The 15230-nt window shown below is 33.0% G+C and carries 13 protein-coding genes; 11 read left to right on the top strand and 2 right to left on the bottom strand.

Going from position 1 to position 15230, the window contains the following annotated elements; all coding sequences use genetic code 11:
• Nucleotides 1–35 precede the first annotated feature (35 nt).
• The 6 genes from V1468_RS00440 (at nucleotide 36) to V1468_RS00465 (ending at nucleotide 6654) form a co-directional block, all read left to right on the top strand.
• A complete protein-coding gene (locus V1468_RS00440) occupies nucleotides 36–1064 on the top strand; it encodes a rod shape-determining protein (RefSeq protein WP_243472821.1) in 1029 nt (342 codons plus the stop codon).
• 11 nt (nucleotides 1065–1075) lie between these two features.
• Complete coding sequence (mreC, locus tag V1468_RS00445; RefSeq protein WP_331808293.1) at nucleotides 1076–1897, top strand: rod shape-determining protein MreC; 822 nt, start codon at nucleotides 1076–1078, stop codon at nucleotides 1895–1897.
• On the top strand, nucleotides 1890–2396 hold the full coding sequence (locus V1468_RS00450; protein WP_331808294.1) for a rod shape-determining protein MreD: 507 nt from the start codon (nucleotides 1890–1892) through the stop codon (nucleotides 2394–2396). The genes mreC and V1468_RS00450 overlap by 8 nt, the downstream gene beginning before the upstream one ends.
• Entirely contained in the window at nucleotides 2393–4327 is a 1935-nt protein-coding gene (mrdA, locus tag V1468_RS00455) for a penicillin-binding protein 2 (RefSeq protein WP_331808295.1), read from the top strand. Before V1468_RS00450 ends, mrdA begins: the two co-directional genes overlap by 4 nt.
• 3 nt (nucleotides 4328–4330) lie before the next feature.
• Nucleotides 4331–5611, top strand: a complete 1281-nt coding sequence (gene rodA, locus V1468_RS00460) for a rod shape-determining protein RodA (protein ID WP_331808296.1) — start codon at nucleotides 4331–4333, stop codon at nucleotides 5609–5611.
• A 104-nt stretch (nucleotides 5612–5715) separates the two neighbouring features.
• Nucleotides 5716–6654, top strand: coding sequence for a hypothetical protein (locus V1468_RS00465; RefSeq protein ID WP_331808297.1), 939 nt, complete (start codon nucleotides 5716–5718; stop codon nucleotides 6652–6654).
• A 75-nt stretch (nucleotides 6655–6729) separates the two neighbouring features.
• Here V1468_RS00465 and V1468_RS00470 read toward each other — a convergent pair whose 3' ends face one another.
• On the bottom strand, nucleotides 6730–9363 hold the full coding sequence (locus tag V1468_RS00470; RefSeq protein ID WP_331808298.1) for a valine--tRNA ligase: 2634 nt from the start codon (nucleotides 9361–9363) through the stop codon (nucleotides 6730–6732).
• A gap of 186 nt (nucleotides 9364–9549) precedes the next feature.
• Here V1468_RS00470 and V1468_RS00475 point away from each other — a divergent pair, with 186 nt between their 5' ends.
• A complete protein-coding gene (locus tag V1468_RS00475) occupies nucleotides 9550–9978 on the top strand; it encodes a DUF1573 domain-containing protein (protein ID WP_331808299.1) in 429 nt (142 codons plus the stop codon).
• Between the two features lie 30 nt (nucleotides 9979–10008).
• On the opposite strand, the gene V1468_RS00480 is transcribed toward V1468_RS00475, so the two are convergent.
• Nucleotides 10009–11364, bottom strand: a complete 1356-nt coding sequence (locus V1468_RS00480; protein ID WP_331808300.1) for a retropepsin-like aspartic protease — start codon at nucleotides 11362–11364, stop codon at nucleotides 10009–10011.
• Nucleotides 11365–11477: 113 nt separating this feature from the next.
• Here V1468_RS00480 and V1468_RS00485 point away from each other — a divergent pair, with 113 nt between their 5' ends.
• The 4 genes from V1468_RS00485 (at nucleotide 11478) to V1468_RS00500 (ending at nucleotide 15212) form a co-directional block, all read left to right on the top strand.
• Nucleotides 11478–12668: a pyridoxal phosphate-dependent aminotransferase gene (locus V1468_RS00485; RefSeq protein ID WP_331808301.1), complete on the top strand. Its 1191-nt coding sequence runs from the start codon at nucleotides 11478–11480 to the stop codon at nucleotides 12666–12668.
• 1 nt (nucleotide 12669) lies between these two features.
• A complete protein-coding gene (gene murB, locus V1468_RS00490; RefSeq protein ID WP_331808302.1) occupies nucleotides 12670–13683 on the top strand; it encodes a UDP-N-acetylmuramate dehydrogenase in 1014 nt (337 codons plus the stop codon).
• A gap of 193 nt (nucleotides 13684–13876) precedes the next feature.
• Nucleotides 13877–14413, top strand: a complete 537-nt coding sequence (locus tag V1468_RS00495; RefSeq protein ID WP_331808303.1) for a sigma-70 family RNA polymerase sigma factor — start codon at nucleotides 13877–13879, stop codon at nucleotides 14411–14413.
• A 7-nt stretch (nucleotides 14414–14420) separates the two neighbouring features.
• Nucleotides 14421–15212: an anti-sigma factor domain-containing protein gene (locus tag V1468_RS00500; RefSeq protein WP_331808304.1), complete on the top strand. Its 792-nt coding sequence runs from the start codon at nucleotides 14421–14423 to the stop codon at nucleotides 15210–15212.
• Nucleotides 15213–15230 lie beyond the last annotated feature (18 nt).

The raw sequence follows: 15230 nt of genomic DNA on the forward strand, positions 1-15230 counted from the left end.
TGACAAGAATAACCCGAATAATATTATAAACGCGCATGGGATTTTTTGATTTCCTAACGGAAGAAATAGCCATAGATTTAGGAACCGCAAACACACTAATTATACACAATGACAAAGTTGTTGTAGATAACCCTTCAATAGTTGCAAGAGACAGAATTAGTAATAAAATAATTGCTGTTGGTAAAGAAGCCAACATGATGCAAGGTAAAACACACGAGAACATTAAAACCATAAGACCGCTAAAAGATGGTGTAATTGCAGATTTTGATGCCTCTGAGCAAATGATAAGTATGTTTATAAAAAACATACCTGCGCTCAAGAAAAAGTTTTTTAATCCTGCGTTGAGAATGGTTGTTTGTATTCCTTCTGGTATTACTGAAGTTGAAATGCGAGCGGTAAAAGAATCTTGTGAGCGTGTTAATGGCAAAGAGGTCTACCTTATCCATGAACCAATGGCAGCTGCTATTGGTATTGGTGTAGATATTATGCAACCAAAAGGTAATATGATTGTAGATATAGGTGGGGGTACTACCGAAATTGCAGTTATAGCACTTGGAGGTATTGTTTGTGACAAATCTGTTAAAGTTGCTGGTGATGTATTTACCAACGATATTATCTATTACATGCGTACACAACATAACTTGTATGTTGGTGATAGAACTGCCGAAAAAATAAAAATTCAAATTGGTGCTGCTACTGAAGATTTAGAATTACCACCTGAAGACATGAGTGTTCAAGGACGTGATTTATTAACTGGTAAGCCTAAACAGGTTCAGATTTCATATAGAGAAATCGCGAAAGCATTAGATAAATCTATCTTAAGAATCGAGGATTCTGTAATGGAAACCTTATCTCAAACTCCACCAGAATTAGCTGCAGACATATACAACACAGGTATTTATCTTGCAGGTGGCGGATCTATGTTACGAGGATTAGACAAGCGTCTATCTCAAAAAACTGATTTACCTGTTTATATTGCTGAAGATCCTTTAAGAGCCGTAGTAAGAGGTACAGGAATTGTGCTGAAAAACTTACCAAAATTCAAAAGCGTATTGATAAAATAAAAGAGAAATAAATGCAACAAATCTTCAATTTTGTTATTAGAAACAAAACCTTTCTGTTGTTTTTATTTCTCTTTAGTATTGGCTTAGCACTTACCATACAATCGCACTCATACCACAGAAGTAAATTTATAAATTCTGCAAACGCCTTGTCTGGTGGTGTTTATGGCACCGTAAATTCTATTGATAAATATTTTGATTTAGAAAAGGAAAATGAAATTCTGGCTGAAGAGAACAAACGTTTAAAAGAACAACTTTTTAATTCTGTAAACTCAGAAAACAATGTAGTTATAGATACTACAATCTCTAGAGAAAACTATAGAATAACAACTGCAGATGTCTATAAAAACAGTTATTCTTCAACCAATAATTTTCTTACCATCAACAAAGGTAAGAACGATAGCGTAAGACAAGATTTTGGAGTTATAACATCAAAAGGCATTATTGGTATTATTGATAACACCTCAAAAAATTACGCTACTGTACTTTCCATTTTAAGTAAAAAAAGTAGAATTAATGCCAAATTGAAAAACTCAAACCACATAGGTTCATTAACCTGGAATGGAAAAACACCTGAGTTGGTTCAACTGATAGATGTTTCTAAATTTGCTCCAGTAAAAGTAGGTGACACTATTGTCACAGGTGGTCAATCCTCAATTTTTCCAAAAGGAATTAACATAGGAAGTATTGAGAGTTTTGAAACTGACATTAGTGGTGATACATACACAATTCAAGTAAGACTTTTCAATGACATGACCAACATTGGTACAATTTATATACTTGAAAACCGAGACAGAGATGAAATATTAAAATTACAAAGAAGCAGTAATGAGTAGTGTTTTAGGTATAAATAGCATTCGTTTTATCTTACTGCTCTTGTCACAGGTTATCATTTGTAGTCATATTAATTTTTTGGGTTACATCAATCCATACATTTATATCATTTTTATATTTCTTTTTCCAATTAAAGAAGAGCGACTTATCTTGCTAATAGTTAGCTTTTTACTAGGCATGTTAGTTGATATGTTTTTAGACTCTGGAGGTGTACATGCAGCAGCCTCAGTCCTTCTAGCTTATGCTAGACCGGTGTTTTTAAAAACATCTTTTGGGATGTTATACGAGCATCAAAGCATAAAATTTAGTAATACAGAGCTTGGTAGTTTAATTACATATATTACCCTCGGAACTTTTACGCATCATCTCATGTTATTTTCGTTAGAAGTTTTTAACATTTCTGGTATACTTTTAATCTTGAAAAAAACGTTATTCTCTAGTATTTTTACTATAATTCTAAGTATCCTAATTATCATTCTATTTAGTAGAAACAAAAAATGAGAAAACTTTTACTCTTAACTACTGTTATTCTTGTTGGTCTTATTTTTATAGCACGCCTGTTTTATCTACAGATTTATGGCGGTTATGAATACGATATCTTTGAAGATTCAGCTATAAAAAAAGAGTACACCTATCCTAAAAGAGGTTATGTATATGATAGAAATGGCAAATTACTAGTTGCTAATCAACCATCTTATGATGTCATGGTTATACCTAGAGAAGTAGAACCTATGGATTCGTTAGATCTTATTGAGTTTTGCAACCTATTGAAGATTACAAGAGAAGACTACGACAAAAAATTAGAACGTGCCAAAAACTACTCTCCAAGATTACCTTCTCCATTTGTTCCGCAATTATCCAAATCAGATTACGCTGTTCTTCAGGAAAAGATGCGAAAATATGTTGGTTTCTACATTCAGAAACGCTCGTTAAGATCATACCAAACCTCTATTGGAGCCAACGTTTTAGGTGATATCGGTGAAGTCAACAGAAGGATTATAGAAAAACAACCTTATTACAAATTAGGAGATTTAATCGGAAAACAGGGTGTAGAACAATCTTATGAAGAAATTCTTCGTGGCACGAAGGGTATAAAATTTATTCAAAAAGATAGGTTTAATAAAACTATTGGGCCTTTTCAAGAAGGAAAATTAGATACGTTACCTGTACCTGGTAAAGATATTACCATTACCATCGATTCAGAATTACAGGCTTATGGAGAACTTTTAATGCAGCATAAGCGTGGCGGCATTGTTGCTATAGAACCAAGTAGTGGCGAAATTTTAGCCATGGTAACTGGTCCAAGTTACAATCCTAATATTTTAGTTGGCAGAAATAGATCTAAGAACTACACAAAACTACATTACGATAGTATTGCAAAACCTTTATTCGATAGAGGTCTCTTGGCGCAATATCCTCCTGGCTCTCCGTTTAAAGTTATCAACGCATTAATAGGTTTGCAAGAAGGAGTCGTTGATGAGCACGACACTTTTAGTTGTAGAATGGGCTATTACTATGGCAGTAGAAAATTAACAGGTTGTCATCATCATAGAAGTCCTGTTGATATGAATATGGGAATCGCGCAATCCTGCAATGCTTATTTTGTAAATGTCTACAGACGAATTATTGACAAATATGATGATGCTGGTGACGGTATGAACAAATGGGCTGCACACGCCAAGAGTTTTGGTCTGGGAGATTTCTTAAATAATGATTTATCTGTTGGTAGACCTGGTCGTATTCCAGATGGAGATTATTATGACAGAGCTTACGGAGATAATCGCTGGGGCTCAACCTACATCGTTTCTAATGCTATTGGACAAGGAGAAGTTGAGGCCACACCAATTCAGTTAGCAAACATGGCTGCTGCAATTGGAAATCGTGGTTATTACTACACACCTCATATCATTAAAACCATCGAGGGAGATACAATACCATCAAATTTTACCACGCCAAAATACACAACCATAGACAGACAACACTTTGAACCTGTAATAGAAGGTATGTTTGATGTTTACAACGATGGTACTGCTAAAGCACTAAAAGTTGAAGGAATAGAAATCTGTGGAAAAACAGGTACTGCTGAAAACTTTGCAATTATTGACGGTAAAAAAACACAATTAACGGACCACTCAATTTTTGTGGCTTTTGCACCTAAAGATAATCCCAAAATTGCAATTGCTGTTTTTGTAGAAAACGGATATTGGGGAAGTCGATTTGCAGGAAGAATGGCAAGTTTAATGATTGAAAAATATATTAAAGGAAAGATAACCAGAACGGATCTAGAAAATTGGATTCTAACTCACAGTCTTGAAAATGAATATGCAAAACCTCATTCTGGTGAACCTTTCAAAATCAATGGTGAAACCACACTTCAGGTTATAGATAATTATGCTATTAAACTTGAAGATCAAGAGACCTTAAAACAATAGTTAATGCTCAGAGAAAATCAAAGACGTTTTAAGTTCGACTGGATAACCATTATTCTTTTTCTTTTACTGGTAGGTTTTGGCTATGTTAATATTCTATCTGCATCTCATGATGGTGAGGTAACGAGTTATTTCAACATGACCGAACTTTACGGAAAACAACTTGTTTTTATAGGGCTAACCTTTGTAATCATTGTTTTAATCTTATCGCTAGAAGCAAAATTTTATGAACGGTTTTCAAGTATCATATATTTAGCCGCCATTTTATTGTTAGTTGGTCTATTTATATTCGGTAAAGATGTAAATGGCGCACGTTCTTGGTATGGCATAGGTAGTATGACTATTCAACCAAGTGAGTTTGCCAAGTTTGCAACGGCTTTGGCAGTAGCAAAATATATTAGTGATTTGCAAACCAACATGAAAACCTTAAAAGATCAGATACGTGTTGCTGCTATTATATTTATTCCCGCTTTATTAATATTACTACAAAACGATGCAGGAAGCACTATAGTTTATGCCGCTTTTTTCTTTGTTTTTTATAGAGAAGGTTTACAACAAATTTATTTAATTGTAGCCCTATCGCTTATAATTTTAGCTGTACTTTCTTTAAAATTTGGAATTGCAATTACTGCAATCGTTTCGGCAATAGCACTTACAATTCGTTATTTTATAAGAAAAAAGAAACGTGCTTCTAAACTTCAATACGTTCTCGTACTTTTTGTAGCAATAGGGTTTGCGTATGGAGTAAAATTATTTTACAAACATGGCTTACAAATACACCAACAAAACAGAATTAGCCTTTGGTTACGTTTAGAAAAAGACCCTGTAAAGCTAGGAAACATGAGAAAGTCTGAGGCTTATAATCTCATTCAATCCGAAGAAGCTATAAGCTCTGGTGGGTTAACAGGCAAAGGTTTTCTTGAAGGTACTAGAACAACAGGTAAGTTTGTTCCTGAACAAGAAACAGATTATATCTTTAGCACTGTAGGTGAAGAATGGGGATTTGTTGGAAGTAGTATTGTTGTTTTCTTATTTGTCTTTTTAATTATTAGAATATTGTATTTGGCTGAAGCTCAAAAATCACAATTTAGCCGCGTGTATGGCTATGGTGTGGCTTCTATTCTTTTTATTCACTTTACTATTAATATTGGTATGGTAATGGGCTTAATACCTACAGTCGGCATTCCTCTACCTTTTTTTAGTTATGGTGGCTCAGGACTTTGGGGTTTTACCATTTTACTATTCATTTTTGTGAAGTTGGATAGCAACAAAATAAATGAGTGGTAGTATTCTCAATGAACTAAAACTTCTATAGTGAGAGATTTCACGCAACCCTTTGCATATTTTTTCATCTTTCATAAAAAAGACCAGTCATCGCAATTGACTTTTGTATGAAAAACATTGTATTATTTATTTTCCTCACTATATTACTATCATCCTGCGCGACAATATCACACGAAATTGAAGGAAATATTCAGCAAATAAATATACACACTAACAAACCAGGCATTGTAGTACACAACGGAGATAGCTTATCAACTTCTAAAAACAAGGTTTCCATTATTGTTGAAAGAAAAAAGGAAGACCTTAATATCAAAATCTTAGACGACACAATAGAAAAATCAGTAACAATCAATTCAAAGAATTCTTTTGAATACTGGCTAAACATTCCAACAAATTATGGAATTGGAATGTTGATTGATAAAAATAGTCCTAATAGATATGCATATCCAAAAAACGTCTATCTAGATATATACAATAGCAAAAATGAATACTATTTAAGTGATCGCACTAACAAAACCAATGAAATATTTTTGCACGTGTCAATACCCTACATGAATCACTTTTATTTTCAACCTGAAAATATTGAAAGTAAAACTAACACAGGATTTTGGGGTCTTTCAACTGGTTTAGAATATTATTACAGCTCAAACAAATTTTTAAGTTTTAAAGGGCTAACAGCATTTGATTTTTTTGTACCTGTTCCAGCGCCAGTGACTCTAGATGATACCAGAGAAAATATGAGCACCTTCAACCTAGAGTTAACAGACAATTACAAATCTGGGAAATTTAGCTTTGGTTATGGAATTAATTACTCATGGAATAATTGGAAATTTGTTGATACATCACAACCTGACAGTAGAATTGAAATTAATAGAAGAAGCCAAAACTTAGGTCTAACTACAAACATTTATTACCAAATTGGCAGAACATTAAATATCGGAATAATATACAGACCAACATTTTACAGCGTTACACCTATAGCGGATTTCAATTATGAGCATTTATTAAGTTTAGACTTAGCTTGGAAAATAAGACTGAAAGACTAATTTATGTAAACTAAAAAAACGATGAATCTCAAATAGTTAAAGATTCATCGTTTTTTTTATTCTTCAGAAATAAAATTAATTCAAACTCGCTAAACTTGCTTTAATCGTTTCAATCTTAGCTAAAGCATCAGCTTCTTTTTTCTTTTCTGAAGCTACAACTTGCTCTGGCGCATTGTTTACAAAACGCTCGTTAGACAACTTCTTTTGAACCGATTTTAAGAATCCTTCAGTATAATTCAATTCTTCTGTTAGCTTTTTAACCTCAGCTTCTACATCTATACTTCCTTCCATTGGAATAAAGTATTCGTTAGATTTTACTCTAAAGGTTAAAGCACCATCTACAGGTTCGTTCACATAATCAAAGCTACTTAGATTACCCATTTTTGCAATAACCTCATCGAACGAAGGTTCTGCTTTTTCGTTATTTACAACCGAGAATCCAATAGCATCCTTAAATGCAATATTCTTTTGTTTTCTGATGTTTCTGATTCCAGAAATCACTTCAGAAGCAAAATCGAATTGAGCAATTAACGCTTCATTCGCCTCTTTTTGAGCTGGCCATTTTGCTATGATTAAGGCTTCTTCTGGTGTACGCGATTTCATAGTTTGCCAAATCTCTTCAGTAATAAATGGCATAAATGGATGCATGATTTTTAAGTTGTCTTCAAATAATGCAATTAACTTATTATATGTTATCGCATCAATTGGCTCACCATAAGCTGGCTTTACAATCTCTAACAACCATCCACAGAAATCATCAAAAATTAATTTGTAAATAGCCATTAATGCATCACTAAGACGGTATTTACTAAAATGATCTTCAATCTCTACTAATACTTTTTGAAATTTAGCTTCGTACCACTCTAGACCAATTTTACTCGATTGAGGTTGTTCAATTTTATCAGATACTTCCCAAAGTGTTGTTAAGTAAAAAGCACTCCAAACTTTGTTTCCTAATCCTTTACCTTGTTGACATAAAGCTTCATCAAATAACAAATCATTACCTGCTGCAGAACTCAATAACAAGCCTACTCTTACACCATCTGCACCATATTCTTCAATAAGCTTTAAGGCATCTGGCGAATTACCTAGCGACTTAGACATTTTTCGTCTTTGCTTATCTCTTACCAAGCCTGTTAAGTAAACATTTTCAAATGGTCTTTGGTCTTTGTACTCATAACCTGCAATAATCATACGTGCTACCCAAAAGAACAAAATGTCTGGACCTGTTACCAAATCATTGGTTGGGTAGTAGTATTTTATGTCTTCGTTTTCTGGATTTCGTATTCCATCAAAAACACTCATTGGCCACAACCAAGATGAGAACCATGTATCTAGTGCGTCAGTTTCTTGCTTTAAATCTGAAGCTTGAAGCTCTGAATTAGATGTCTTTTCTTGAGCTAATTTTACAGCGTCTTCAATAGTTTCTGCAACTACAAAATCTTCTTTTCCATCACCATAGTAATACGCAGGAATTTGTTGTCCCCAAAGTAACTGACGAGAAATGTTCCAATCTCTGATATTTTCCATCCAGTGACGATACGTATTTTCAAATTTCTTTGGAAATAATTTCACCTCACCATTTGTAAGAACTGCATCTAAAGCTGGTTTAGCCAAATCTTCCATTTTCAAGAACCATTGGTCGCTTAAACGTGGCTCTATAATAGCTTTTGTACGCTCTGATATACCAACACGATTGTTATAATCCTCAATCTTTTCAATATGACCGAGCTCTTGTAATTCTTTTACAATAGATTTACGAACAGCGAAACGGTCTTTCCCTTCGTAATGCATACCGTAACTGTTCAAGGTAGCATCTTCATTAAAGATATCTATAACTTCAAGATTGTGTTTGTCACCAAGAACCTTATCATTTTCATCGTGTGCTGGTGTTACTTTTAAGCAACCAGTACCAAATTCTACATCTACATAATCATCTTCAATAATTGGAATTACACGATTACAAATAGGTACAATTGCTTTTTTACCCTTAAGATTTTGATGTCTTGGATCTTCAGGATTAATACAAATTGCTGAGTCTCCTAAAATAGTTTCAGGTCGCGTTGTAGCAATAGTTAAGGTATCATCAGAACCTTCAATTTTATAATTTACGTAGTAAAGCTTTCCTTGTTTTTCAACATATTCTACCTCTTCATCAGAAAGTGTTGTCTTAGCTTCAGGATCCCAGTTTACCATACGGTAACCACGATAAATTAAGCCTTTGTTGTATAAATCTACAAACACCTTTATTACAGCTTCAGACATATCATCGTCCATTGTAAACTTGGTTCTATCCCAATCACAAGAACATCCTAATTTCTTTAGTTGCTCTAGAATAACGCCTCCATATTCGTGCGTCCAATCCCAGGCATGTTTAAGAAACTCTTCTCTTGTTAATTCGTTTTTATCTATGCCTTGCTCTTTTAACTTGGCAACAACTTTAGCCTCTGTAGCAATAGATGCGTGGTCTGTACCAGGAACCCAACATGCATTTTTTCCTAATAAACGTGCACGACGAATCAACACATCTTGAATGGTGTTATTCAACATATGTCCCATATGCAAAATTCCTGTAACGTTAGGTGGTGGAATTACTATGGTGTATGGTTCTCTTTCATCTGGTGTAGAATGAAAATAATTGTGCTGCATCCAGTAGTCGTACCACTTTTTTTCTACTGACAATGCATTATATTTTGATGGAATTTCCATATTTGGTATTGTTTTTGCTAAGTAACTCACAAAAGTACTTATATTTCTTTTTTTGAAAAATTATTAGATACTTAAAGTGTATATAACACCTTAAATTCTGTTAAATAGCATGTATTACATCTAATTAATTTTGATGGGAATTAAAAAGTAAGTAGTTTTGGTAGTATCAATTTAAAAATTTAAATGATGAAAAATTTAATAGCAATTCTATTTGTAGGTTTAATCAGTTTAGGATCTTTTGCTCAAGAAAAGAAAGTAGCTAAGATAGAGTTTAAGACCACTGTTATCGATTACGGAACAATTGAAAAAGGTTCTGATGGTGTAAGAACATTTGAGTTTACTAATACAGGAAACGCTCCTCTAGTAATTTCTAATGTAAAATCTACTTGTGGATGCACAGTACCAAAAAAGCCGAAAGATCCAATTATGCCAGGAGAAACTGGTGAAATTGAAGTAAAATATGACACTAAGAGAGTTAATCCTATTAGAAAAACTATTACCGTTTATTCTAATGCTGAAACACCAACAGTGGCTCTAAAGATTAAAGGATTAGTTATAGATCCTGATAAAACAAGTGTTTTAGACAAGAAAGAAAAAAGTATGATTGAGCAATAATCTCAATTAAAATAAAAAACTAATGAGCTCTCAATCTGAGGGCTCATTTTTTTTAAAGGCATTATCTAGTTTAAATCTAAAAGTTTTGACCTCTCCATTACGCTCTACTTTAAGCTTTATGGGTCTACCTGTTTTACCATGTAAAATTTCATTGATTTCGTTGAGTTTTAAATTATAAACCTCTTTGCCGTTTATGCTCAATAAAATATCTCCAACTCTTAAGCCTGAAGCATAGGCATTAGAAGATTTTCGTAATTCTACAACACGGTACATCGGCTTTAGCAGCATTCTATGACTAAAAGAAAGGTCTATTTTAACCGAATTCATTTCGTCATTAAGGCTATATCCATCGGTTTTAGGAATTTTAATCTCTTCTTTTACAAACATGGTTCCGTTGTATTCCAATACAATACCACTGTTATTATATGTAAAAGGCTTTTTGTAATAATGATTCTTCTTAAAATGCAATTTCTTATTATTATAATCTATAAATAAGTTAAAGCGTTTTAAAATGTCACCTCCTACGCTTCCATCCCTTTCTTTATAAATCTTGTTAGTATCTACTGAAACTGAGTCAGGGTAAGCCACATTTACATTCTTTAAATTAAAAGAACTTAGTTGAAAACCTTTAACCTTAGACCTTTTTCCATAAACAGAACCACTTAATCCCTTGCCTAGATAATCTCTAAAGAAGAGCGAATCATTTGGCATTATACCCTTAGTTTTATTTTCAAACAACCACAAAGCATCACTACTACCAGTATCTACAAGTAATTTTACATCTTTTGAGTTGTATCCAAAATCTATTTCAGCACCTAAGTACGGTTTACTTTTATATACTTCTAGAGGAATGGTTCTCCACTTTTTAGATGTTTTAGGTTTAAATAATTCTGGCTTATGTAGTCTTATATATTTAGAACTGTAATTAATTTCTACAACAAAATCTTTAAATACATCATACCCAATAATACCATGCACAACAACACCTAAACGCGGTGTAAAGTTTATATCTGTATCAAAAACCACATACAAATCTTGGTTGTTTCCTACCGCATTACCAATTTTAAATCTGTTGTAGCTAGACTTTAAAGCTTCAATTTTTCCGTCAGCGCCTAAACCGTGTAAATAAAACGTTTTTGTATTTTTTAAATCTAGTGAATCATTGGCTGTTAGATTAAACAATATGGGTTTACTAACACCTGTATCTAGTACAAAAGACAGTTCTACGCCATTTATCTCTAATGGAATAATAATAAGGTTAGCCGCAAATTCAAAATTAATTTTTTCACTGACCTTATCCTTTAGAAAAAACTGGCCTTGAGCAATGACAAACCAACTATTAAGGCAAAAAAAGAGTAAAATTATATATGCGTAAAGTCTTTTCAATAGGTATTAGATTTTACTGAATTTACAAATCTTTGTTTAACTATACATTTTCAGCGTTATTTTTTGTAGAAACTTTAAGAAATTTCAGAACTTAGCACTCTAAAATTTTTACCATGCCGAAAATTTCTGAGAAAGGCATTAATATGCCAGAATCCCCAATAAGAAAATTGGTTCCTTTTGCTGAAGAAGCTCATAAACAAGGAAAAACAGTTTATTATTTAAATATAGGACAACCAGATATCAAAACACCTACGGTTGCTTTAGATGCTGTAAAAGTACACTCGTTAGATATACTTGCTTATTCAAGATCAGAAGGATCTGAAGAATACAGAAAAAAAATTGCTCAATATTACTTGCGTAACAATATTGATGTAACCCATAGTGATATTATAGTAACCACAGGTGGTAGTGAAGCTTTGCTTTTTGCTTTTGGTAGTATTATGGATGAGGACGATGAAATTATTATTCCTGAGCCTTTTTATGCTAATTACAATGGTTTTTCAACAGCTTCTAGCGTTAAAGTGGTCCCTGTAATTTCTAAAATTGAAGACAATTTTGCACTTCCTCCTATAGAGGAATTTGAAAAACTCATCACACCAAAAACTAAGGCCATTCTTATTTGTAATCCTGGTAATCCTACAGGTTATTTATACTCTAAAGAAGAAATCAACAAACTTGCTGCTATTGTTAAGAAACACGATTTATTCTTAATTGCAGATGAAGTTTACAGAGAGTTTGTATATGATGGTATAGAGCATTATTCCATATTACAAGAACCAGGCTTAGAAGAGCATGCAATAGTTATAGACTCAGTTTCTAAGCGTTACAGTATGTGTGGTGCTCGTATTGGCTATTTAGTTTCTAAAAACAAAGAGGTTATAAAAACGGCACTAAAGTTTGCCCAAGCAAGATTAAGTCCACCAACCTTAGCGCAAATTGCTAGTGAGGCTGCTTTACAAACTCCGCAAAGCTACTTTGATGACGTTAAAGAAGAATATGTAAAGCGTAGAAATACTTTAATTGAAGGCTTAGAAAACATTCCTGGTGTAAAGGTTGCTAAACCTAACGGAGCTTTTTATTGTATTGCAGAATTACCTGTTAAAAACTCAGATGATTTTGCAAGATGGCTGTTAGAGTCTTTTGATTATGAAAATAGCACTATCATGGTAGCACCTGCAGCTGGCTTCTACTCTACACCTGGAGTTGGTCGTAACCAAATAAGGATTGCGTATGTACTTAACGAAGATAGTCTTAGAATAGCCGTTAAAATATTAGAGGAAGCCCTAAAAGTATATAAAGACTAATATGGTTATAGAGCACAATGTTTCATTACAACCTTTTAATACTTTTGGCCTAGATACCAAAGCAAAATCGTATTGTAATATTACAACTGAAGCAGCTCTAATTGAGGTTTTAAAAACCAAAGGTAACGAACCAATATTTATTCTTGGTGGAGGAAGCAATATGCTCCTTACAAAAAATATAGAAGCGCTAGTGCTTCATATAAACCTAAAAGGAATTGAAGTAACCAATGAAACTGATGACGCTGTTTTTGTTAAAGCTATGGCTGGCGAGAACTGGCATCAGTTTGTCCTTTGGTGCATAGAGCACAATTATGGTGGTATTGAAAACCTATCTTTAATTCCTGGTAATGTTGGGACATCTCCTATTCAAAATATAGGAGCTTATGGTGTAGAATTAAAAGATGTGTTTGAAAGTTGCGAAGCTATTAACGTTAATAGTCTAGACACAAGAACTTTTACAAAAGAAGATTGCAAATTTGATTATAGAGAATCTGTTTTTAAACAAGATTTAAAAGGCGAATACATCATTACAAGCGTTACATTTAAGCTTAGCAAACAAAATCACCAACTGCGCACAGATTATGGTGCTATTAAGCAAGAACTCCAAACATCTAATATTGTAAAACCAACAATTAAAGATGTATCTAATGCAGTAATTGCTATTAGACAAAGTAAACTACCAGACCCAAAAGAAATAGGTAATAGTGGTAGTTTTTTTAAAAATCCTGTAGTTACTATTGAAGTGTTCAACAACTTACAAACCAATTTTCCAGATGTACCATCTTACAAAGTATCGGATACTTTGGTTAAAGTTCCTGCTGGCTGGCTAATAGAACAAGCTGGTTTTAAAGGAAAAAGATTCAATGACTATGGTGTACACCAAAAGCAAGCTTTAGTTCTAGTTAATTATGGTAATGCTAAAGGAAGTGATATTTATGAACTGGCACAATTAATTCAAAAAACTATTAAACGAATTTTTAATATTTCAATAGAGACAGAAGTAAACATTATATAAAACAAAAGTCGTAACCCTCGTTACGACTTTTGAGTTTAGAATAATCTTTTAAATGCTATTAACCAATCTCTCTGAAAAAATGACTATTCTAACTTTATAATATGAAATACTTATATTACCGTATTTAACTATATTTACGTTTGTAAATCCATTTTGGATGTTTTAAAAATCTAAAAACTAAGATTTTAACATTTTGAGCGTTACACCAACCGAACAGAAAATAATCGACTTACTTGATAAAAGCGACAAAAGAGCGTTAGATTTATTGTATGAGAACTACTCTAACAGTCTATACGGTGTTATTTTAAAAATAACTATAAACGAAGAAATTGCTCAAGACGCTTTACAAGAAACTTTTATAAAAGTCTGGAAAAACGCTCATAAATACGATCCAAAAAAAGCAAAACTATTTACTTGGCTATTTAGAATTGCAAGAAACACAGCTATAGATAAATTAAGAAGTTTTAATAATCGATATCAGAAAGAAGTCCAAATCGATACTTCAAACGTATATATCTTACCATCAAGCAATTTAAACCAAGATGTATTGGATATTAAAGAGCATGTTGGACGACTCGAAGAAAAGTACCAAATTGTGTTAGATGCCTTATTTTTTCAGGGTATGACACAGCAAGAAGCTAGCGATGAGTTAGACATTCCACTTGGTACCATAAAATCGAGATTAAAAATAGGATTACGTGAACTTAAAAAAGTTTACGACCCAGAATAACAGAATTATGGAAACAAAATTACATACCTTTTTAAATTCTGACTTACTAAACAAGTACTTAGTAGGTGAAGCCTCCTATGAGGAAACCAAGGAGGTAGAATTTTTTATTAGTAATTATCCTGAAGCAGCCGAAGCTTACGAAAAGCTTCAGAATAATTTAGAAATTATTGCTAAGTCTGGCGCTGTAGATGTCCCAAAAAATATTTTAGGAAACATCTTAGATGCCTTAGAAGAAAAAAATGATACCAAAGTAATTCAGTTAGTACAACACAGAAAGACACCTTGGTATACTATAGCTGCAACTGCCGCTGCTGTTTTATTTGCTGCGTCTACATTTTTCTTGTACCAAAAAAACAAGAATCTCTTAGATGAAAATAATGTGGTAATAGACGAAATTTATGACCTAAGAAGTGATATTGAAAAAAATAACAGCAGGCTATCTGAGTTATCTTCTGAATTAAACAAGTTAAACAATCCTAATGCCAGAAAATACATTATCAATGGTAATGACAGAGCTAAAGATCTTAAAACTGTAGCCTACATTAATCCTGTAGATAAAACATCATTGATAGATGTAATTAAGTTGCCTGAGCTACCTGAAGATCAGCATTACCAAATTTGGGCCGAACTTCAAGACCGAATGGTAAACTTAGGTATATTGGATGAGTCTGACCGTAAGATGAAACAAATTCCGTATATGGAAGATGCTTTAGCCTTAAGTATTAAAATAGGTAAAGACGGAGAAGAAACTAATGAAAATAATACTGAAGTTGCAGAGATTTCTCTTAAGGAAAAATAAACTTCAAAAAAAAATTAG

Source organism: Winogradskyella poriferorum, assembly GCF_036553625.1.
Classification (GTDB): domain Bacteria; phylum Bacteroidota; class Bacteroidia; order Flavobacteriales; family Flavobacteriaceae; genus Winogradskyella; species Winogradskyella poriferorum.